This window comes from Microbacterium sp. Z6_144 (assembly GCF_057197625.1).
This window is the reverse complement of the sequence record NZ_JBXVPT010000002.1, coordinates 463,302-483,639: the sequence shown is the minus strand read 5'-3', so window position 1 is coordinate 483,639 and position 20,338 is coordinate 463,302. Positions and strand designations below refer to the sequence as shown.

The 20,338-nt window shown below is 69.9% G+C and carries 23 protein-coding genes; 6 read left to right on the top strand and 17 right to left on the bottom strand.

Going from position 1 to position 20,338, the window contains the following annotated elements; genetic code table 11:
- Positions 1 to 18: 18 nt before the first annotated feature.
- The 3 genes from AC2DGY_RS14365 to AC2DGY_RS14355 form a co-directional block, all read right to left on the bottom strand.
- Entirely contained in the window at positions 19 to 738 is a 720-nt protein-coding gene (locus tag AC2DGY_RS14365; RefSeq protein WP_484510433.1) for an SGNH/GDSL hydrolase family protein, read from the bottom strand.
- Positions 739 to 977: 239 nt separating this feature from the next.
- Positions 978 to 1,127 carry a hypothetical protein gene (locus AC2DGY_RS14360; protein WP_484510432.1) on the bottom strand — a complete coding sequence of 50 codons (150 nt, stop codon included), beginning with the start codon at positions 1,125 to 1,127 and terminating at the stop codon, positions 978 to 980.
- Between the two features lie 186 nt (positions 1,128 to 1,313).
- Complete coding sequence (locus AC2DGY_RS14355; RefSeq protein WP_484510431.1) at positions 1,314 to 1,679, bottom strand: DUF7882 family protein; 366 nt, start codon at positions 1,677 to 1,679, stop codon at positions 1,314 to 1,316.
- A gap of 370 nt (positions 1,680 to 2,049) precedes the next feature.
- Here AC2DGY_RS14355 and AC2DGY_RS14350 point away from each other — a divergent pair, with 370 nt between their 5' ends.
- Entirely contained in the window at positions 2,050 to 2,961 is a 912-nt protein-coding gene (locus tag AC2DGY_RS14350) for a response regulator transcription factor (protein WP_484510430.1), read from the top strand.
- Between the two features lie 223 nt (positions 2,962 to 3,184).
- On the opposite strand, the gene AC2DGY_RS14345 is transcribed toward AC2DGY_RS14350, so the two are convergent.
- The gene (locus AC2DGY_RS14345) at positions 3,185 to 3,988 is read right to left on the bottom strand and encodes a glycosyltransferase family 2 protein (RefSeq protein ID WP_484510429.1); all 804 of its coding nucleotides are present in this window, start codon (positions 3,986 to 3,988) and stop codon (positions 3,185 to 3,187) included.
- A 261-nt stretch (positions 3,989 to 4,249) separates the two neighbouring features.
- Between AC2DGY_RS14345 and AC2DGY_RS14340 the strand changes: the two genes are divergently transcribed.
- Genes AC2DGY_RS14340 through AC2DGY_RS14325 form a run of 4 tightly spaced genes read left to right on the top strand, consistent with a single transcriptional unit; the run spans position 4,250 to position 9,420 of the window.
- Entirely contained in the window at positions 4,250 to 5,914 is a 1,665-nt protein-coding gene (locus AC2DGY_RS14340; protein WP_484510428.1) for a sensor histidine kinase, read from the top strand.
- A complete protein-coding gene (locus AC2DGY_RS14335) occupies positions 5,911 to 7,038 on the top strand; it encodes a diguanylate cyclase domain-containing protein (protein WP_484510427.1) in 1,128 nt (375 codons plus the stop codon). The genes AC2DGY_RS14340 and AC2DGY_RS14335 overlap by 4 nt, the downstream gene beginning before the upstream one ends.
- A 19-nt stretch (positions 7,039 to 7,057) precedes the next feature.
- The gene (locus AC2DGY_RS14330; protein WP_484510426.1) at positions 7,058 to 8,839 is read left to right on the top strand and encodes a DUF4012 domain-containing protein; all 1,782 of its coding nucleotides are present in this window, start codon (positions 7,058 to 7,060) and stop codon (positions 8,837 to 8,839) included.
- Between the two features lie 50 nt (positions 8,840 to 8,889).
- Positions 8,890 to 9,420 (top strand): cell wall protein, encoded by a 531-nt coding sequence (locus AC2DGY_RS14325; protein ID WP_484510425.1) that lies wholly within the window; start codon positions 8,890 to 8,892, stop codon positions 9,418 to 9,420.
- 12 nt (positions 9,421 to 9,432) lie between these two features.
- Here AC2DGY_RS14325 and AC2DGY_RS14320 read toward each other — a convergent pair whose 3' ends face one another.
- From AC2DGY_RS14320 to infA, 9 genes are all read right to left on the bottom strand, one after another.
- Complete coding sequence (locus tag AC2DGY_RS14320) at positions 9,433 to 10,125, bottom strand: endonuclease/exonuclease/phosphatase family protein (RefSeq protein WP_484510424.1); 693 nt, start codon at positions 10,123 to 10,125, stop codon at positions 9,433 to 9,435.
- Positions 10,126 to 10,206: 81 nt separating this feature from the next.
- Entirely contained in the window at positions 10,207 to 11,043 is an 837-nt protein-coding gene (truA, locus tag AC2DGY_RS14315) for a tRNA pseudouridine(38-40) synthase TruA (RefSeq protein WP_484510423.1), read from the bottom strand.
- Between the two features lie 113 nt (positions 11,044 to 11,156).
- Positions 11,157 to 12,179: a GNAT family N-acetyltransferase gene (locus AC2DGY_RS14310; protein ID WP_484510422.1), complete on the bottom strand. Its 1,023-nt coding sequence runs from the start codon at positions 12,177 to 12,179 to the stop codon at positions 11,157 to 11,159.
- A gap of 65 nt (positions 12,180 to 12,244) precedes the next feature.
- The gene (gene rplQ / locus AC2DGY_RS14305) at positions 12,245 to 12,829 is read right to left on the bottom strand and encodes a 50S ribosomal protein L17 (protein ID WP_484510421.1); all 585 of its coding nucleotides are present in this window, start codon (positions 12,827 to 12,829) and stop codon (positions 12,245 to 12,247) included.
- A 42-nt stretch (positions 12,830 to 12,871) separates the two neighbouring features.
- On the bottom strand, positions 12,872 to 13,861 hold the full coding sequence (locus tag AC2DGY_RS14300) for a DNA-directed RNA polymerase subunit alpha (RefSeq protein WP_484510420.1): 990 nt from the start codon (positions 13,859 to 13,861) through the stop codon (positions 12,872 to 12,874).
- 134 nt (positions 13,862 to 13,995) lie between these two features.
- Entirely contained in the window at positions 13,996 to 14,394 is a 399-nt protein-coding gene (gene rpsK / locus AC2DGY_RS14295) for a 30S ribosomal protein S11 (RefSeq protein ID WP_023954078.1), read from the bottom strand.
- A 40-nt stretch (positions 14,395 to 14,434) separates the two neighbouring features.
- Entirely contained in the window at positions 14,435 to 14,809 is a 375-nt protein-coding gene (rpsM, locus tag AC2DGY_RS14290) for a 30S ribosomal protein S13 (protein WP_484510419.1), read from the bottom strand.
- Positions 14,810 to 15,011: 202 nt separating this feature from the next.
- Positions 15,012 to 15,128 carry a 50S ribosomal protein L36 gene (rpmJ, locus tag AC2DGY_RS14285; protein ID WP_005050492.1) on the bottom strand — a complete coding sequence of 39 codons (117 nt, stop codon included), beginning with the start codon at positions 15,126 to 15,128 and terminating at the stop codon, positions 15,012 to 15,014.
- 77 nt (positions 15,129 to 15,205) lie between these two features.
- Positions 15,206 to 15,427 (bottom strand): translation initiation factor IF-1, encoded by a 222-nt coding sequence (gene infA, locus AC2DGY_RS14280; protein WP_028496510.1) that lies wholly within the window; start codon positions 15,425 to 15,427, stop codon positions 15,206 to 15,208.
- Positions 15,428 to 15,804: 377 nt separating this feature from the next.
- Here infA and AC2DGY_RS14275 point away from each other — a divergent pair, with 377 nt between their 5' ends.
- Entirely contained in the window at positions 15,805 to 16,680 is an 876-nt protein-coding gene (locus AC2DGY_RS14275) for a hypothetical protein (RefSeq protein WP_484510418.1), read from the top strand.
- 182 nt (positions 16,681 to 16,862) lie between these two features.
- Here the strand turns inward: AC2DGY_RS14275 and AC2DGY_RS14270 are convergent, their stop codons facing one another.
- From AC2DGY_RS14270 to secY, 4 genes are read right to left on the bottom strand one after another with little or no spacing between them, the layout of a single operon-like run.
- Entirely contained in the window at positions 16,863 to 17,555 is a 693-nt protein-coding gene (locus tag AC2DGY_RS14270) for a DsbA family protein (RefSeq protein ID WP_484510417.1), read from the bottom strand.
- Positions 17,556 to 17,560: 5 nt separating this feature from the next.
- A complete protein-coding gene (map, locus tag AC2DGY_RS14265) occupies positions 17,561 to 18,397 on the bottom strand; it encodes a type I methionyl aminopeptidase (protein ID WP_484510416.1) in 837 nt (278 codons plus the stop codon).
- Position 18,398: 1 nt separating this feature from the next.
- A complete protein-coding gene (locus AC2DGY_RS14260; protein ID WP_484510415.1) occupies positions 18,399 to 19,001 on the bottom strand; it encodes an adenylate kinase in 603 nt (200 codons plus the stop codon).
- Entirely contained in the window at positions 19,001 to 20,320 is a 1,320-nt protein-coding gene (gene secY, locus AC2DGY_RS14255; RefSeq protein ID WP_484510414.1) for a preprotein translocase subunit SecY, read from the bottom strand. The genes AC2DGY_RS14260 and secY overlap by 1 nt, the downstream gene beginning before the upstream one ends.
- Positions 20,321 to 20,338: the final 18 nt, after the last annotated feature.

Below are 20,338 nucleotides of genomic sequence, written 5' to 3'. Positions count from 1 at the left end.
TGCCCGGAACGGTCGCGGTCAGCCCAGTACATGCGCGCGGATCCCCTCCCCGAGGAGGCGCGCGCCGTCGACGGTCGGGTGTACACCGTCCCACGACATGCCCTCGCGGTACGTGTTGCGCTCGGTGCGCAGAGGCGACGTCGCATCGGCGAACTCCCACCCGCGTTCATCGGCGAGGCGCCGCAGCGCGGCGTTGTACCCGGTCACCGCCTCGGCAACGACGTCGTTGGGCGGAATGCCGACGAGCACCACTCGGGGCACTCCGGCCGTCGCGGCTATGCGTGCAAGGTTCTCCGCGGTCTCGCGGAGCGGAATGCCGAAGGCGAGGTCGTTCGTACCGGCGAGGATCACCAGGACGTCCGCCTCATACGGCCGCACGTTCTCGGCCATCGTCTCGGTCACGGCGCCGGGCACCGCCCACCCGCCGGCGAAGGCGAGCCGCTCGTCCACCGCCCAGCGCACCCACGAGAAGTCTCCGAGCGCACCGCCGGGGAAATCCGCGCTGTCGCCGTGGCTGATCGAGTCACCCACGACGGCCATCCGTACGGCCGGGTCCGGCGCTGGCGTGGTCGGGCCCGCAGAGTTCCCGGCGGCTGTCTGGGATACGCCCGCAGACTGGACGCCCCCCTGAGCAAGAGCCAGCATCAGCACGACGACGACGGCCACGGCGGCGACGACCACGCCGAGCAACGGCCACACGAGCCGCATCCTGCGTGGAGAATCCTCGGGCGTCGTCACTCCGGCGACGCTACCCCGGTCTCGTGGGCAAGTGGCGCGCGGTATTGAAACTCGCGACGCCCGTCTCGTCAACCCCCCGACAGACACATCGGAGACGGACACAATCGTCACATCGTTGCTTCAGCGACAACGATGGGCCCCCAGGTTCCCGTCGTGGAGCAGGTGCCACGCTCCGACGGGAAGGGCGCGTGGTCGTCGACCGGCATCCCCCCCGCTCGGCGACCGCCGCCCGCCTCTGGTCAGGCGAGGACCGAACGGTTCGGCGGCGGCGGGGTCTTGTCTTCCTCCTTGAGGGTCGACTGCGCGACGGTCGCTCGTCCCCCGCACGCCAACGGCGGTAAATGCGGGATCTCGATCGGCCGGCGCCACGGCTCTTTCGAGTGATACATGAGGTGCTCCGTTTTCTGGTTCTCCCCCCAGCACCCCACCATCGGCACCGGCGCCGACGCACGCGACGGGGTTGACACGCAGGGGGGTCGAAGCTAGTCCAGCGACACGGCAAAGGGCTCTTCGGGTTCCCGTGGGAACTCCGACGAGCCCTTCGACGTAACCGGCGCCTCAGCGCCGGGTGGAGATCAGGCGGCGGCGCGTGCGCCGACCGGAACGCGAGTGGCCTGAGCGGGGGCCTCGTCGTTAGTCGGAACGGGGGTCGCGAAGTCGACCGTGAGGCCGCCCGACGAATTCGCCGCGTTGGCGAGGTCCTTCAGGAAGGCGGGGTTGAGTGTCTCCGGCTCGGCCGAGGTGAACACGAAGCGCAGCGGGATCGACGGCTGGAGCCAGATCGTCGACCGACCTCCCGGGATGTCGTCGGGGTGGCGCCATGACAAGGTGAAACTCTCGCTCCGGCGCAGCTTCGTCGCCGTCACCACCTTGATGTGCGCCAGCAGTCGGTCGGGGATCTCAATGGGCTGGGCGGCGTTGCCGTAGAACAGGTACCCCATGGCGTCGTCCTCTCTCGCTGCAAAGCGATTGGTCTGTCGCTCGACACGTTACTAGGCAGACTAGCTATTCAGCAAGTGAATGAAGGCGCGCGCAAGCCCCGGAATTCTGTCCCCCATATGGGGGACAGAGCGCGTACACTTCAACAGGCGGCCCGGCACCGGCCGCTGAGGCCCCTGACGGCGTCGACTTCGGTCCGCCGCCGGGGGCTTTTCTTACGTGTCGGAGCGGCCTGAGGTGGCCGTCCAGTCCATTCGACAGGCGCGTTGACATCCGCTCCGGCGCGCCTGTATTCACGCGTATCGTCGGCGCGCCGAAGTATGCGAGGATTGCGCACGACCCAGGGGTGGATCGAATGAGGCGGACACAAGGATGAGCGACTCCGCGGACGCGCAGAAGACCGCCGTGATCGTCGAGGACGATCCGGATATCCGGCATCTTCTCGTTGAAGTTCTCGAGTCCGCCGGTTTCTCCACGGTGTCCGTCGGCAACGGCATCGACGGCGTGCGCGCCGTCATCGCATATCAGCCCCTCGTCACCACGCTCGACGTCAACATGCCGGGGATCGACGGCTTCGAAGCGGCCCGCCGCATCCGCGCCCAGTCCGATACCTACATCATCATGCTGACCGGACTCGAGGATGAAGCCGACGTCGTCCTCGGCCTCGGTGCGGGTGCCGACGAATACGTCGTGAAGCCCTTCCGCCCCCGCGAACTGCGTGCGCGCATCGAGGCGCTCCTGCGCCGGCCCCGCGGCGGCGCCCCGGCGGTCGCCGGGCCGGGAGAGCCCGCCCCCACCCCGCTGTCCGCGCCGGCCGTCCAGGAGGACCGCCCGCCGGCGACGCAGCCGATGATCTTCCCCGTCCCGCCCGACGCCCAGCCGGAGACGGCGGCGCTGGGCGTGGAGCTGGCTGTGACCATGACCGGCGAACTCGTGCCGGTCGATGCCAGCTGGCTCATCCACCGCGACCTGCAGCTCGACCCCGACAGCCGCATCGTGCTGCTCGGCGGGGAAGAGCTGGACCTCACCCGCACCGAGTTCGACCTGCTGGCAACGCTCCTGGAATCGAAGCGACGCGTGCGCAGCAAGGCCGACCTCACCCTCGTCCTGCGCGGCGAGTCCTACGTCACCAGCTACTTCGTCGGCGACGCCGACAAGCGGGCGATCGAGGCGCACATGACCAACCTCCGCCGCAAGCTCGGCGACAACCCCACGACCCCGCGGTACATCGAAACCGTGCGCGGCGTGGGCTATCGCCTCACCTCCGAGCACCTCGCGCCGTAACCGCGTCGCGCACCCCTCCCCCACGGGATGCGCGTCGGGAGGGAGGGGCACTCCGGAGGACGACTTCCGGCCTCCCCGTGCACTCTCCCTCCCCGACGTTCCCCCTAGGCCACCCCCATGGCCTTCCCCAGCCTCTCCTGCCCCAAACAGCAGAGGTTTCTTCCGGATGCTCCGACCCTCCCCAGGATCGGAGCATCCCTGTTTCTGATGCGTTCGGGTCGCATCAGATCTTGTATCCGTGTGAGCGACGGATGAACTTTCCACTCCCGAGGACGCTCTGCGGCGCCCCCCGGCGCGTGCCGGTGTTCGTGCGTGACAGGAAGCGCCTCGCGCGGGCAGACGGGCTGGTCTTGGTGAGATAGCCGGCCCGGTTGACCTGCAGCGACAGCAGCGAGTCCGCGTCCTCGCGGCCACGCACCCACGGCGAGCGCCGGTGGTTCTGCTTCATGACGTCGCGCAGGGCGTTCATCGCGAGGATGGAGAACGGGCCGCCCAGAACCGCCATGGTGCGGCCGTGCAGCAGATTGGCGAACCACGCCATGGCGCCTGTGACCGGCCTGCGCTCGACCGAGATGGCCGAGATGCCGCCGATGCGGGAGTCGGAGACGGCCTCGCACTCGAGGTACTCGACGGCCTTCGGGTCGGCGATGGTGTCGCCGTCGACGCCGAGCAGATAGTCATAGCCCTCGACGAGCGAGTAGCCGTAGTTGAGAGCACCGACCCGCTTGTCGGGGTTCGTCCCGATGTCGTGGATGAAGACCTCGGTGAACTGCTCGCCCGCGTCGGTCAGCATCAGGTGCGGGCCGCTGTACGGCGAGGCGACGGTGACCGTCTCGTCGGAGGTGTTGTTGACCACCACGTGGATGACGTCGGGCACCCGGCTCTGGCTCAGCATCGCCAGGAGCACCGCGGCGATGGACTCCTCCTCGTTGTACGCGGGGATGATGCAGCCGATGGTCGACCGGTCGACCTGCGCGGAACGACGTGCATCCGCCGCGGGGGCGAGTGCGTTGCGCGGTTCGTTCACGGTTCTGCTTCCTGTGTGGCGGCGCCGGCTGCGGGGCCGGCACTGACCACATTCGTCGACCCGCCGCGAGGAACGCCCCACGTCCAACCAGTGCCGCCGCAACGTTTCCGCAAGAAAGTCCGAATCGAATGTCGGGCCGGGGACCGCGTCGGTTTCCGTCATGGTTCCTCCGCCAGCGCCCCGAACCGGTTCCCCGCGCGACGCGTCGATTCGCGGTCCCGTTCGGATAGATCGGCGCATTCCGGTCACTAGACTTCACCTATGGCAGCCGCGAACGCCCTCCCGGCGACGTCGCCTGCCGAAGACCTCGTCCTCGAAGACGAAAGCGACTCGCCCGAGAGCCGCACCCGGTCGATCTGGCTGCTGCAGCTCGTCCTCGCGGCGAGCGTCGTGGTCACCGTCCTCGTCGTCCAGGCGATGGAGCCCGGGCTGTTCGCGGTATGGACCTTCTCCACCGGCGTTGCCGTCATCATCGCGCTGACGGCAACGGCGCTCGTCGTCCCGTGGGCGCGGGTGCCACGCAGTCTCGTTCTCCTCGTGCCCTTCGGCGACCTGGTCGGGGTGAGCTTCCTCGCCTTCGACAGCGAACTGCGGTTCGGGTTCTTCTGGGTGTTCCCCATCACGTGGATCGCCACGCACTTCACCCTGGCGGCCCTGGTGACGGCGCTGGTCATCGTGGCCATCGTCATCATCCTGGACGCGGCCCTCACCGGCCCGGGTTCGGACACCATCGTGCGGCTCATGGTGGTGCTCCTGGCCCTCACCTTCATCGGCCTCACCACGTATCTCGCCGCCCGGCAGAGTCGCGCGTTCAAGCACCTGCTCCGGCGCCAGGCGGCCCGGCTGCAGGGCACCCTGTCACGGGTGAGCGGGCAGGAGCGGCGGGTCTCCCAGATGCTCAACGGGCTCGACACCGGCATCGCGCGCCTCTCCCGCGGCGGCGAGGTGCTCGCGCTGAACGAGACCTACTTGTCGCTGTACGCCGTCGATCGCGACGACCCGAAACGGCCGGGCGGCTCGGTGGAGTACGCCGCGCTCCGCGGCGACCCCCTCCCCGAGTCCGAACGCCCCTTCGCGCGTGCGGCGCGGGGCGAGCTCTTCGAGGACGAGCGTGTCTGGCTGTTCGACACCGAGGGCGAATGGCACGCGCTGTCCGCCTCGACGCGGCGTCTCACGCCGTCCACCGACGAGCCCGACAGCATTCTCCTCATCGTGCACGACATCACCGCCCTCATCGAGGCCGAGCGCGCCCGCGAGCGATTGGCCGCGGTCGTCTCCCATGAGCTGCGCAACCCGCTGACGGCGATCATGGGCCACGCCGAACTCGCCCTGGACGGCGTGGGGCTTCCGCCCAAGACGCGCGAGCAGCTGCAGGTCATCGAGAACGCCGCGGTTCGCATGCAGACGCTGATCTCCGAGATCCTCGCGGGGTCGCGCGCCGACGCACGCGAGAACAAGGCGGATTCCTCCGCCGACGCCCGCCGCATCCTCGACGCGTCGCTGGAATCCTTCCGGCCCGCCGCCGACGGGCGGCGCGTGCAGGTGACCATCGACGCCCCCAGCTCGCTGCCCGTGCGGGGGGATGCGTTCCGCCTGCGTCAGGCGATCGACAACGTCCTCAGCAACGCCATCAAGTACACCCCCGGGGGCGGGTCTGTGCGCATCGCCGCCGCACAGCGCGACGGTCACGTCGTCGTCGACTTCGCCGACACCGGGATCGGCATCGCCCCCGAAGACGTCCCCCGCATCTTCGACCCCTACTTCCGTGCGCGCGCCGCGCGGGAGAGCCCGACCCCCGGCACCGGGCTCGGCATGGGCATCGTGCAGACGATCATCCAGGAGCACCGCGGCACGGTTCACGTCGAGAGCGAGCAGGGCACGGGAACCACCGTCACCATCAGCCTGCCCGCCGGTGTCGACGCATGACCGGGCCCATGGGGTCGATCTCCGTCGCCGACCTCGGAATCGCACAGGCCACCGTCGCCGCTCTCGGCACGGTGATGATCATCGGACTCGGCTTCATCCAGCGTCCGTCGCGCGCATCGCTGCTGTGGTCTCTCGCGTTCATCCTGGCGATGGTGAGCACCTGGGTGAGCGTGGCAGGAGAGGCACTGGGCAACGAGCCGGTGCGACGACTGGGCCTCGGGCTCATGCTCGGTGCGCCCGCTCTCATCTGGTCGGGGTTCCGGGCGCGGCGCCGCGCGCGGGCGCTGCCCTGGATCGCCGTCGTGCAGTCAGTGGTCTCGGGCGTGGGGCTCGTCCTGGGCGGGTACACCGACGTCTACAGCCTGATCTTCCGCGCCCTGTTCTTCGGGGCAGCCGTGTTCGCCGGCCTGACGCTGCTGGAGATCCGCCGATCCGCCGACCGGTACGACCGCTTGGTGCTGCCCCTCGCGCTGGCATCGGCGGCCTTCCTCGTCCTCGGCACATTCGTCCTCCTCGCGGGGCTGTTCCTCTTCGGCGGCGGCGACGACCTCACTTTCCTGCGCACCCTCAACTCGCTCGGCATGCTCATCTACCTCGTGTGCGGTACGGTGACGCTCCTCTTCTTCACCTCGGTCTCCGCGACCGGGGTGCACACCGCCGCATCCTGGCCGCAGTTCACCGTCACCGCCACCGACCGTCTCGAGCGCGCGCACGCGGCGGGCGAGACCTCATGGGCTCTCCTGGCCGTACGCCTCGACGACCCCGAGGAGATCCGCGCGGCGGCGGGCGACTCCTCCTTCAGCGGCATCCTCGAGCGCTTCGAGAGCACGGTCCGCCGCAGTTTCCCCGCCGAAGCCGACATCGGCCGCGAGGGGCGCGGGCACATGGTCGTCCTCATCGCCCGGCCGGGGCCGGTGCTGCGCGAGCATGTCCGCACGCTCCTGCGGGAGATCACCGAGATGGATGCGGCGCAGCCGATCTCGGTGCAACTGTCCGCGAGCGTCGGCTGGGCGCCGGCCGACATCGTCGGCTACGACTTCGCGTCGCTCCTGTCCGCGGCGCAGCGCGCGTGCGACGAGGCCGGCGAACGCGGCGGCGACCGGTGGCAGCGGATCGGCGCGTGATCGGGTGACTGAGTACCCTGTGAGCACGCCTCGTCGCATCGCGGGCCGCGTCGTCGCGTGGACCCTGGCCGCGATCCTCGCGGTTCTCGTGCTCGGCGCGGTGTGGATCGGCGCGCGCGGAGCGCTCGCCTACGGGCACCTCGACGATGCTCGCGCCTCGGCCGCCGATGCCCAGGCGGCCCTGTCCGACCCGGCCCAGGCCGCCGGGGTGATCGAGCGGCTCTCCGACGACACCTCCGCGGCACGCGCCCTCACGAGCGACCCGATCTGGGCGCTCGCCGAGGGGCTGCCGTGGATCGGCCCGCAGCTCAGCGCGATCTCCACGATCACGCACGCCGCCGACGACGTCGCCACCGACGCGATCGCGCCGCTGGCGGAGGTCGCGACGTCGTTCTCGGTCGATTCGCTGCGTCCGCAGAACGGCCGATTCGACGTCGCCACTCTGGCCGCGCTGAACGAACCGGCCACCCGCAGCGCCGCCCGCCTCGCCGAAGCATCCGCCGACGTCGCCGGCATCCCCTCCGAGGCGCTCCTCCCGCCCCTGCGTACGGCGGTGGGCGACGTGCAGACCCTGTTCGCGGATGTCACGACCGGGGCCGACGCGCTGCGGCGCGCGACGGCGCTGATGCCGGCGATGCTGGGCGCGAACGGACCACGGGACTACCTGGTGCTGTTCCAGAACAACGCCGAGTGGCGACCACTGGGCGGCATCGCCGGCGCGATGGCGGTGATGCACACCGAGGACGGCGTCATGTCGCTGAGCGCGCAGGGCTCCACCCGCGACTTCCAGCGGTACCCCGAGCCCGTGCTTGCGCTTGCTCCCGACGTCGAAGCCGTCTACGACGAGCGGCCGGCCGTGTTCGTGCAGAACGTCACGCAGGTGCCCGACTTCACCGTCGGCGCGCCGCTCGCCCGCGAGATGTGGAAACGCGAATTCGGCACCGAGGTGAACGGGGTGATCGCCGTGGACCCCGTGACACTGTCGTACCTCCTGGAGGCGACGGGCCCGGTCACGCTTCCCACCGGCGACGTGCTCTCCGCCGAGACGGCCGTTCCCCTGCTGCTCAACGAGGTGTACCAGAGGTATGAGCGGCCCGCCGATCAGGACGCGTTCTTCGCCGCCGCGACGGCGGCCGTGTTCGGAACGCTGTCGTCGGGGGCGGTCGATCCCGCCAAGCTGGTCGCTGCGCTCGCGCGGGCGGGCGAGGAACGGCGCCTCTACCTGTGGAGCGCGGATGCGGCCGATCAGGCCGTGCTCGACGGCACGAGCCTGCAGGGCCGGCTGCCGGTGTCGGACGCGGAGACGACCCGCTTCGGCGTCTACCTCAGCGACGGCACCGGCTCGAAGATGGACTATTACATGACCGCGGCGGCCGCGACCGGCTGGTGCACCGACACCGAAGGGACCGCGGAGGCGGAGTTGACGGTGCGGTTGCGCAGCGACGCCCCGGCCGACGCCGCAGCGCTCCCGGCCTACATCACCGGTGGCGGCGCCTTCGGTACGCCGCCGGGCCTCACCGACACGGTGGCGTACCTGTACCTGCCGGATGGGGCGGAGATCGTCGCGGCCGTGGCGACCCCGACCGCCGCGGAGCCCGAGCCCGGGTTCGGGGGCGGCATCCATGACGGTCTCCGCGTCCTCACGTGGGGAACGAGGCTCCAACCGGGCGAGGAGGCCACCGCCACGGTGCGGGTCCGCATGCCGGCGACGACGCCGGCCCTGGAAGCCCTGGTCACACCGACGATCGGGCCCATCGAATCCGCCGAGACATCCGCGGCGTGCTCCGCGTCCCGCGGATAGACTGAGCTCGCCCCCGCAGAGGTCCACCAGTTCCCGGAAGCGGTTCGATGATGAAGTCCCTCCCCCGTGCCGCCGTGATCGCCGCCCTCGCGGCCGGCGCCGTGTTCGCCGTTCCGGCTGCCGCCGCCGCGTACCCCGCCCAGGATGCGGCGAGCATCTCCAGTGCCGTCGTCGAGCCGGGCGGCACGGTGACGCTCACGGTGGCGGACGGCACCTTCGGCGCGAACGAGGCGGCCACCATCACGGTCACCGGCGAGAACGGCGCGGACGTGACCTTCGGCATGGTGCGCGCGGCGGTGTCCACGGCGACGTTCCGCGATGCCACGACCACCGAGCGGGGCGGACTGGACCCCGTGCGCCTGACCTTCCCCGCCGATGCGCGCGGTGCGTACACGATCGCCGTCTTCACCTCTTCGTCGCCCGGCGACACCGTCACGGTCACCGTCAACGGGCTCAGTGCCACCGGAGCGGACTTCGGTCCGTACCTCGGCATCTGGGTCGGCGGTGGCGCACTGGTGCTGGCAGGTGGCGCTGTGGCCGTGTCGACCGCGGTGGTACGACGGCGCCGCGACGCGGCGTGAGGACCCGCCCGGTCAGGCGACGTCCGCCGCGCGCGCGGCGGACAGCTCGGCCGTGACCAGGATCGGGAGGTGGTCGCTCGACCCCTGCGGCAGTGTGCTCACGTGCTGGATGTCGAACAGGTACGACGTCGCGAAGTCGTAGTGGCCGCGGAAGAACCGGTAGCGGGTGTAGGTGCGCGCGTCGCTGAGAGTCAGCTCATACCCCTGCGCCCGCACCTGCTGCCCCAGATTCTCCTTGAAGATCGGGTAGTTGTAGTCGCCCACCATGAGCGCCGGCAGCCCCTCCCCGAGCTTCTGCAGCTCGGCCAGGGCCGTTCGGATCTGGTGCCTGCGCAGTGAGTTGAGCGCCGTGAGCGGCGCCGCGTGGAACGACGCGACGATGATGTCCCGCCCGTGGTCGATGTCGTGCAGGCGCACCCCGAGTAGGCGCTCCTCGGCCGGCTTCAGCACGTAGTCGTGCAGCGACTTCTTCAGCGCCATGGCGCGGACATCCACGGCGCGGAACGTGTTCGCGCGGTAGTACACCGCCAGACCGAGCCGGTTGCGCTGCGTGGCCTCGGCCAGGCGCAGCCCGGAGATCTCCTCGGGCATCTCCCGCGTGTCGCATTCCTGCAGACACAGGACGTCCGCACCGTGGCGTTCGACGAGCGTGGCCAATTCGCCGGCGGCGCGATGCTTGCGCAGGTTGTACGAGATGACTCTCATGGCTGTTCCACCCTGGCACACCGCACCCGTCGGAGCGGAGTATTGACAGCGACCCTCAGCGACCCCCAAGTGTCGACGGAATCACTCGAGGTCGCGGCGGTTGCGGGTCTGATCGGCGCGCTGGGCGAGCAGATCGTCGGCGGGGTATCCGACCTCCACGAGGGTCAGGCCCCGGGCGGCCAGCACCTTCGTCGCGGCCGTGCGGGTGCCCGCATCCCGGATCGCGGCCACGTCGGCCACGTCCAGGCGCCCCTCGCCCACGGCCGCGCACGCGCCGACGAGGGCACGCACCATGCTGTGGCAGAACGCGTCGGCCTTCACCTCGGCCACGAGCACGCCGGACGCGTCTCGGTGCCACCGGAAATCCAGCAGCGTGCGGATCGTCGTCGCCTCGTCACGCGGTTTGCAGTAGGCGGCGAAGTCGTGCAATCCGATGAGGGAGCGCGCCGCGGCATCCATCGCGGTGTCATCCAGCGCGGCGCGGATGCTGGTGGTCCGGTGCCGCTCGAGCGGGTCGTAGCCGGCGGCCCCGTCGGCGAGCCGGTACCGGTACCGGCGCCAGACAGCGGAGAACCGCGCATCGAACCCGTCGGGCGCCGCGCTGGTGGCCGTGACCGTCACGTCGGGGTACGCGCCGAGGACGCCGCGCAGCCGTCCGGCGAACGCCGTCACCGGGTCGCCGTCGCGGCGGCCCCGCGGCAGCCGCGCCTGCTGCGTCTCGTCGAGGTCGATGTGGGCCACCTGGCCCGACGCGTGCACACCGGCGTCGGTGCGTCCCGCCACGACGAGGCGCGGGCGGCTGCCGAGAATCCGGGTGAGGGCGTCCTCGAGGGTTCCCTGGACGGTCCGCAGGCCCGGCTGGGCCGCCCACCCCCGGAAGTGCGTGCCGTCGTAGGAGATGTCGAGACGGATGCGCACCCGCCCAGCCTAATCGGCGCCTCCTGCGCGCTGGTCGGCCGGCGCCGCGCTGCTGCGTCGGAAGTGCTGCGTCAGAAGTTCTGCGTCAGAAGTGCTGCGTCAGAAGTGCTGCGTCAGAAGTTCTGCGTCAGGACGCGGTCGCGATCGGTCGCGGCGAATCCGAGGCGCTCGTACAGACCGTGCGCGCCGGTGGGGCTCGCGGTGTCCACATCGAGCACGGCCTTCTCCAGCCCCGCCGCACGAGCAGCCTCCAGCGTGCGCGCGATCACCGTGGGAGCATAGCCGCGGCCCCGACGATCGCGGACCACGCCGATCAGGTCGATGTAGGCGTGGGATGCCCCCAGCGCCTCCCAGTCGTCCTCGTTCACCGAGGCCAGGCAGAAGGCCACGATCCGGCCGTCCTCCACCAGCAGCGTCGACAGGTCGGGCCGGAGGAAGGGGCCGTCCACGAACGTGCGCCACGACTCCTCCACCGATGGGAGGCTCCCCCAGTGGTCGCGGAAGGCGTCGTTGCGGGCTGCGAGGGCGTCCAACGCTCGGTCCGGCGTATACGTCACGAGCGCGGTGCCCTCGGGTGCCGGGCGCGCTTCCGCCGGCGCGTCGAGGTCGCGCACCATCGTGGTGAACCACCGCTCCGTCTGGAGCCCCAGCCGCTCGGCGATCGCCGCCGCATCCGCGTTGCGCTCCGGCGTGTACAGAGCCACCTGGCCGGGAACCGCCGCATCCACCGACGCCAGCTGCTGCAGCGCGCGGTCGTAGGCCCACCGCATCGCGACGGTGCCGATGCCACGGCGGCGGTGCTCCGGGTGGACGGCCCCGTCGAGGTGCGCCTTGGCGGCGACGTCCCGCGACGGGTGCAGGATCGCGCTGGAGGCCGCCAGGAGACGTCCGGCGTCGTCGAGGGCGAGGATCGTGTCGCGCGCCTGATCGATATGCGGCAGCGTGAAGCCGTCGGCGACCTCCTCGCGCGGGATCGTGTAGGTCGGGTGATCCACGCGCCCGGCGGCGGCGAAGAGGGCGTGCAGCGCGTCGATGTCGTCGGCGGTGGCTCCCCGCCACTGCGCGACCTCGGGATGCTGCGGGGCGGGAATGTGCGCCGGAGCCGTCACCCGCGCGGACAGGGGTGTGGCGTCCACTGCTCCAGCCTACGACGAGACCCCCGTCCACGAAGGACGGGGGTCTCGATCGAACCGGGAGAACGTTACTTCTGTGCGTCCTCGGCAGCAGCCTCGGCCGCGGCGCCCTCCTCGGGCGACTCGGCACCGGCGTCTGCGTCGCCGTCGGCGACAGCATCCTCGGCGGGTTCCACCTCGGCGACCTCATCGGTGGCCTCGGTCTCGGCGGCATCCTCGGTGGCCGGCTCCTCCGCGGCGGGCGCGGCGGCGGCCGGTGCGGCGGAGTTCCTGGAGGACTTCACCTTCGGGGTCACCGGCTCGAGAACCAGCTCGATGACGGCCATCGGGGCGTTGTCGCCCTTGCGGTTGCCGATCTTGGTGATGCGCGTGTAACCACCCGGGCGGTCGGCGACCAGCGGCGCGATCTCGGTGAAGAGAACGTGCACCACTTCCTTGTCGCCGATGACGCTCAGCACGCGGCGGCGCGCGTGCAGGTCGCCGCGCTTGGCGAAGGTGACCAGGCGCTCGGCGAGCGGACGCAGGCGCTTGGCCTTCGTCTCGGTCGTCTGGATCGAGCGGTGGGTGAACAGGGCCGCGGCGAGGTTGGCAAGCAGCAGACGCTCGTGGGCGGGGCCGCCGCCGAGGCGGGGACCCTTCGTGGGCTTAGGCATGTCTCAGTTACTCCTGGAAGGTCTCGTGTCGGGCGGCCGCGGTCAGACGGTCTCTTCGTCGTAGCCGCCGTAGAACTGGGCGCCGTCGAAACCGGGCACCGAGTCCTTCAGCGACAGACCGAGCGAGGTGAGCTTGTCGCGCACCTCGTCGACCGACTTCTGACCGAAGTTGCGGATGTTCATGAGCTGCGTCTCCGAGAGGGCGACGAGCTCCGACACGGTGTTGATGCCCTCGCGCTTGAGGCAGTTGTACGAACGCACCGACAGGTCGAGGTCTTCGATCGGCATGGCGAGTTCGTTGGAGAGGACGGTCTCCACCGGCGCGGGGCCGATCTCGATGCCCTCGGCCTCGACGTTCAGCTCGCGGGCGAGACCGAACAGCTCGGTCAGGGTGCGACCGGCCGACGCGACCGCGTCGCGCGGGGCCATCGAGGACTTGCTCTCGACGTCCAGCACGAGCTTGTCGAAGTCGGTGCGCTCCCCGGCGCGCGTGGCATCCACGCGGTAGCTGACCTTGAGCACGGGCGAGTAGATCGAGTCGATCGGGATCTGGCCCGCCTCGGCGTACTCGTTGCGGTTCTGGGTCGCCGAGACGTAGCCGCGGCCACGCTCGATGGTGAGCTCGAGCTCGAACTTCGCGGTGTCGTTCAGGGTCGCGATGACGAGTTCGGGGTTGTGCACCTCGACGCCGGCTGGGGCGGAGATGTCGGCGGCGGTGACCTCACCGGCGCCGGTCTTGCGCAGGTACGCCGTGATGGGCTCGTCACGCTCGCTGGAGACGACCAGCTGCTTGATGTTGAGGATGATCTCGGTGACATCCTCCTTCACGCCCGGGATGGTGCTGAACTCGTGCAGCACGCCGTCGATGCGGATGCTGGTGACGGCGGCGCCGGGGATGGAGGACAGGAGGCTGCGACGCAGCGCGTTGCCGATCGTGTAACCGAAGCCGGGTTCGAGCGGCTCGATGACGAAGCGGCTGCGGAACTCCCCGATCTTCTCCTCGGTCAGAGTGGGACGCTGTGCGATGAGCACTATGGGTTCCTTTCGATCACGTGCCCGCTATATGACACGTGCGGTGGGTGAAATGTTGAGTTGTGTTCAGGGATGCCGAGGGTCCGCCGGAGCGGAACCCGCGGCATCCGCGAGGAAATCTGGGCGGCGAAGCGTCAGACGCGGCGGCGCTTGGGCGGGCGGCAGCCGTTGTGCGCCTGGGGGGTGACGTCCTGGATGGACCCCACCTCGAGGCCGGCGGCCGTCAGCGAGCGGATCGCGGTCTCGCGGCCCGAACCCGGACCCTTCACGAAGACGTCGACCTTCTTCACGCCGTGCTCCTGCGCCTGGCGGGCGGCCGACTCTGCGGCCATGCCTGCGGCGTAGGGCGTCGACTTGCGCGAGCCCTTGAAGCCCACGCCACCCGAGGACGCCCAGCTGATGACAGCGCCGGACGGGTCCGTGATCGAGACGATCGTGTTGTTGAACGTCGACTTGATGTGGGCGTGGCCCAGCGCGATGTTCTTCTTCTCCTTGCGACGCGGCTTGCGCGCCGCGGACTTGGCCTGTGCCATGGTGTCCGTTCTCCCTAAATCCTGGGGCGCCGGCGGAGGCCTAGCGCGCCTTCTTCTTGCCGGCGACCGTGCGCTTCGGACCCTTGCGGGTGCGCGCGTTGGTCTTCGTGCGCTGGCCGCGCACCGGAAGGCCGCGACGGTGGCGGATGCCCTCGTAGGAGCCGATCTCGACCTTGCGGCGGATGTCGGCGGCGACCTCGCGGCGGAGGTCACCCTCCACCTTGTAGGTGCCTTCGATGTGATCGCGCAGCGCGATCAACTGGTCGTCGGTCAGGTCCTTGACGCGGACATCCGGGCCGATGCCGGTTGCCGTGAGGATCTCGTTCGAGCGGGTACGGCCAACGCCGTAGATGTAGGTCAGGGCGATGACCACGCGCTTGTCGCGCGGGATGTCGACGCCGGCGAGACGTGCCATGCGGATCTCCAAAGGAGTGTCGTGGAGGTGTGGAGCAGGATCGGTGCCCGGGCCTCCGCCCCGAGGTGTCCCTCCCGATCGCGGTCCCCGAGCTTGTCGAGGGGTCCGGGAGCGGGAGATCTGATCCTGCCGTTATGTATTCAGTTGTGAGTGGCTCAGCCGGTGGCCGAGCTGCCAGCCGGTGGCTGAGCTTGTCGAAGCCTCAGCCCTGGCGCTGCTTGTGGCGCGGGTTGCTCTTGCAGATCACCATCACCCGGCCGTGACGGCGGATGACCTTGCAGTGATCGCAGATGGGCTTGACGCTGGGATTGACCTTCATGATGTTCCTGTTCGCTGTCTTCGTACCGCGCTTCGGCTGCTGAGCTTTCGAAGCACGGTCGTTACTTCTCGACCGGCCTAGCGGTAGCGATAGACGATCCGGCCCCGGGTGAGGTCGTAGGGGCTGAGTTCCACGACGACACGGTCTTCGGGGATGATGCGGATGTAGTTCTGCCGCATCTTGCCGGAGATCGTGGCGAGCACCTTGTGTCCGTTGGTCAGCTCGACGCGGAACATCGCGTTGGGCAGGGCCTCGGAGATGACACCCTCGATCTCGATGACACCGTCTTTCTTCGCCATATACTCGCTATCGCTTGTTGCAGACCGGTCGGTCTGCGGTGGATGGGATTCGGTGCTTCGACACGCCAATAGAGGCGCAAAGCACCAACGACCAATCATACGTGGTATTGCGCCCCCCGGCAAACCAGCCCCCCGCTCCTCCCCGCCGCTCGCCGGCCCCCGCCCCCCGCTCCTCCCCTCTCCCCCGGCGAGAAACGACGATGCGGGCGAAAAACGGCGCGGCGCGTTACGTCTCGTCCCGCCCGTAGTTTCTCGGGGCACCCGGCGGCAGGGAAGGCGCGCCCGACCACTCCTCCCCCGGGGCTGATTCGGGCGGGTTGTCCACGGGACGCGGGATGCGCGCGGGCGGCGCGCGTGTCGCGGGCCACCATGTCGGGATGCTGCTTGTACCCGGTGACCCGCTGATGCCATCCCCTCTGCCCCTCCTGCGGGCGCGGGATGCCGAGGAGGCGGGCCTGCGCCTTCGCGAGGACGATCGCCGCGTGAGGGTGAGACCCGGGGTGTACGCGCCCCGCCAGGCGTGGGAAGACCTGAAACCCTGGGAGCGCTATCTGGCGCGGGTGCACGCTTTCGCGTCCGTCTCGCCCGGGGCCGTCTTCTGCCTCGAATCCGCGGCCGCCCTTCTCGGCCTTCCGCTGTTCGGCGAGCCCCGGGACATCCACGTGTACGACCCTGGCCGGGATCGGTCGCACCGCTTCGGGGACGTGGCCGTCCATACCAGCGCCGACCCGCGGGTCGTGAGCGTCGGCGCCCTCTCGGTCACGTCGCCGGAGGACACGACGGTCGATCTCATCCGCGCCCTTCCGCCGGCGTTCGGCCTCGCGGTGGGCGACGCTGCCCTCCGGGGATTCCCCGACAGCGTGAGCCCCGGGCTTCTCGGAGACATCGCGGCCGCGCAGGTGAACGGGCGCGGGAGCAGGCGCCTGCGCTGGGTGCTCCCCCACCTGGATGCGCGCGCCGAGTCGGTCGGCGAATCCGTCAGCCGGGCGGTGATCCAGTGGTGCGGCTTCCCCCCGCCCGAACTGCAGCAGGTGTTCCACTACGAGGGGATCGCTCCGACTTCTACTGGGCGGCGTACCGCGCGATCGGCGAATCCGACGGCTACGACAAGTACACCGACGACCCCGGAGAGGCGGCGCGGCGGATCCGCACGGAGAAGCAGCGCGAAGACCGACTCCGCCGTCACGAGCGCGGTTTCGCCCGCTGGGATCTGGCGGCTGCGATGCGCGTCACGCCCCTCTGCACCGCCCTGACGCACGCCGGGGTGCCGCAGCCCTTCGCGCCGCAGCATCCGATGCTGGCGACTCTCCGCCGCAATCCGCGCTCCCGCTGAGCGAGAAACGACGTTCCGGACGAGACAGGACGCGGCGCGCCGTTTCTCGTCCGGAACGTCGTTTCTCGGCGGATGACGGGGGGACGGGGGACGGGGGGGCGCTCAGCCCAGGCGGGCGACGATGTCGGCCTGGGGGTCGCCGGTCAGGTCGGTCTGGTTCGAGAGAACCTCCCCGTTCACCACGACGGTCGGGGTCGCGATGCCGGACGACCCCTCCTGCACGGGCGTCTCGCGGGTCATCGCCGTCGCGAATCGCGTGTAGGTGCCGTCCGCGATGCATTCGGCGGCATCGGGGGATGCTCCGGACTGCTCGGCGATCGCGATGATCTCGTCGTCGGTGAGGCCCGAGGAGTTCTCGGCGGGCTGGTTCGCGAACATCGCCTGGACGAAGGGGAGGACGTTGGCCGGGTCGTCCTCTGCCACGCAGTACGCCGCGCCGGCAGAACGCGTGGAGTACTCCGTGCCGCCGGAGAAACGGTCGAGGATCGTGATGGGGTGGATGTTGAGCGTGATGGTGCCGTCGGCGGCGAGCTCTTCGAGGGTGGGGCCGTAGGCCTGCTCGAAGTCGTTGCAGACCGGGCACATGAAGTCCACGTAGGTGTCCACCGTGTCGGGGCCCTCGCCCACCGCGATGGCGCCGGTCTCCGCGTTCACCGCGGGAGTGTCGGGCACCTCACCGGCGGAGTTCGCCACGGCGTTTCCCCACCACACCGCGGCGCCGACACCGATCAGCACGACCACGACGGCGATGCTGACGCCGATCGCGAACCAATTGACCTTCCGGGGGGCGGCCATGACGGTCAGATCTCCTTCGGGACGACTCCGAACGGCGCGAGCTTCTCGGCACCGCCGTCGGGGGCGGTGAGCACCCAGACCCCTCCATCATGCACGGCCACGCTATGTTCCCAGTGTGAGCCGTCCGACCCGTCGACGGTCGACACGGTCCAGCCGTCGTCCTCGACGAAGGTCTCCTGGTCACCGGCGACCACCATCGGCTCGATCGCGACGGCGAGGCCCGGTCGCACGGGCGCGCCGGGGTCGGGCGTGCGGTAGTTGAACACGCTCGGCGACTCGTGCATCTTGCGGCCGATGCCGTGCCCGACGTAGTCGCGCAGGATGCCGTACCCGCCCTCGGGCGCGTGCTCGTCGATGTAGTCCTGGATGGCCGAGCCCACCTCGCCGAGGTGCGATGCGGTCGCGAGCCTCGCGATGCCGGCCCAGAGCGACCCCTCCGTGACCTCGGAGAGCCGCCGGCGCGCCGCCACGACATCGGTGGGCACCTCCCCCGGCACGATGACGCTGATCGCCGAGTCGCCGTTCCATCCGCGCAGCTCGGCGCCGGCGTCGATCGAGACGAGGTCGCCGGCCTGCAGCACCCGGTCACCGGGGATGCCGTGCACGACCTCTTCGTTCACCGACGTGCAGAGAGTGTGCCGGTAGCCCCGCACGAGCTGGAAGTTCGAGCGGGCGCCGCGGGAGAGGATGACGCGGGATGCCTCGGCGTCCAACTCGAGCGTCGTCACACCGGGTGCGACCAGGGCGCGCACCGCGTCCAGGGCCGCCGCCGTGATGAGCCCCGGCTCCACCATCGCCCGCAGCTGCGCGGGCGTCTTGTATGCGGACGAGCGGAACACCACGTCAGGCCGCGGCCGTGCGCGCGAGGCCGCGGGCCTCGAGCGCAGCGAAGATCCGCTCGGTGACCTCGTCGAGGGTGCCGATGCCGTCGACCTCGTCGACGATGCCCCGTGCGCCGTACACGCCGAGGATCGGCGCGGTCTCGGAGTCGTAGATCGCCAGACGGTGCGCGATGGCCTCTTCGGTGTCATCCGCGCGGCCCTGCTCCTGCGCACGCTTTGTGAGCCGCTCGATGGACTCCTCGCGGGGCACCACGAGCGCCAGGACGGCGTCCAGGCTCTCGTCGCGCCCGCCGAGGAACTCGTCCAGGTGCATCACCTGCCCGAGGTTGCGGGGGTACCCGTCGAGGAGGAACCCGCCCGCGGCATCCTCCTTCGACAGCCGGTCGCGCACGACGGCGCTGGTGAGCTCGTCGGGGACGAGCCGGCCGGCGTCGATGATCTCGCGCACCTGCAGGCCCAGCTCGGTGCGCTCGGCCACGTTGGCGCGGAAGACGTCGCCGGTGGAGACGACGGGGATGCCGAAGGCCTCGGCGATGCGGACGCCCTGAGTGCCCTTCCCCGAACCCTGCGGACCGACGATGAGGAGACGCACAGCCTGAGCCATCAGCGGAGGAGCCCTTCGTAGTGACGCTGCTGCAGCTGGGCGTCGATCTGCTTCACGGTCTCCAGGCCCACACCGACGATGATCAGGATCGACGCGCCGCCGAACGGGAAGTTCTGGTTGGCGCCGACGGTGGCGAGGGCGATGAGCGGCAGGAGGGCGATGAGGCCCAGGTAGATCGATCCGGGCAGCGTGATGCGGGTGAGGACGTAGTCGAGGTACTCGGCCGTGGGCCGCCCCGCGCGGATGCCGGGGATGAAGCCGCCGTAGCGCTTCATGTTGTCGGCGACGTCGACCGGGTTGAAGGTGATCGCGACGTAGAAGTAGGTGAAGCCGATGATGAGGAGGAAGTAGACCAGCATGTACAGCGGGTGGTCGCCCGTCGTGAAGTACTGCGAGATCCACACCACCCAGCCCGGGGTCTCCTGCCCTGCCTGCGGCTGGTTGAACTGCGCGATCAGCGCGGGGATGTACAGCAGCGACGAGGCGAAGATGACCGGGACGACACCGGCCATGTTGACCTTGATCGGGATGTACGTGTTGGTTCCGCCGTAGGTCCGGCGTCCCACCATCCGCCGGGCGTACTGCACCGGGATGCGGCGCTGGGACTGCTCGACGAAGACGACGAGAGCGACGACGAGGATTCCGACGGCCAGCACGAGGAGGAAGATCTCGAAGCCGCGGGCCTGCCAGATCGACCACATCGCGGCCGGGAAGGTCGCGGCGATCGAGGTGAAGATGAGGATCGACATGCCGTTGCCGACACCGCGCTCGGTGACCAGCTCGGCGAACCACATGATGAGGCCGGTACCGGCGGTCATGGTGATGATCATGAGTAGCTGGGCCCACCACACGTCGTTGGTGAGGAGGTTCTCGCACTCCGGGATGCCGACGCCCAGCAGCTGTCCGCTGCGGGCGACCGTCACGAGGGTCGTGGACTGCAGCAGTGCCAGCGCGATCGTGAGGTAGCGCGTGTACTGGGTCAGACGCGACTGCCCGGCCTGGCCCTCCTTGTAGAGGGTCTCGAAGTGCGGGATGACCACGCGCAGGAGCTGCACGATGATCGTCGCGGTGATGTAGGGCATGACGCCCAGCGCGAAGATCGACAGTTGCAGCAGCGCACCACCGGAGAAGAGGTTCACCAGGGACAGCAGCCCCTCGGTGCTCCCCTGCTGGTCGAGACAGGACTGCACGTTCGGGAAGTCCACGAACGGCGTCGGAATGTGTGCGCCGAACCGGTAGATCGCGATGATGCCCAGGGTGAAGGCGATCTTGCGACGCAGGTCAGGCGTGCGGAAGACCCGCGCGATGGCGCTGAACAAGTGGATTCCTCCAGAGTG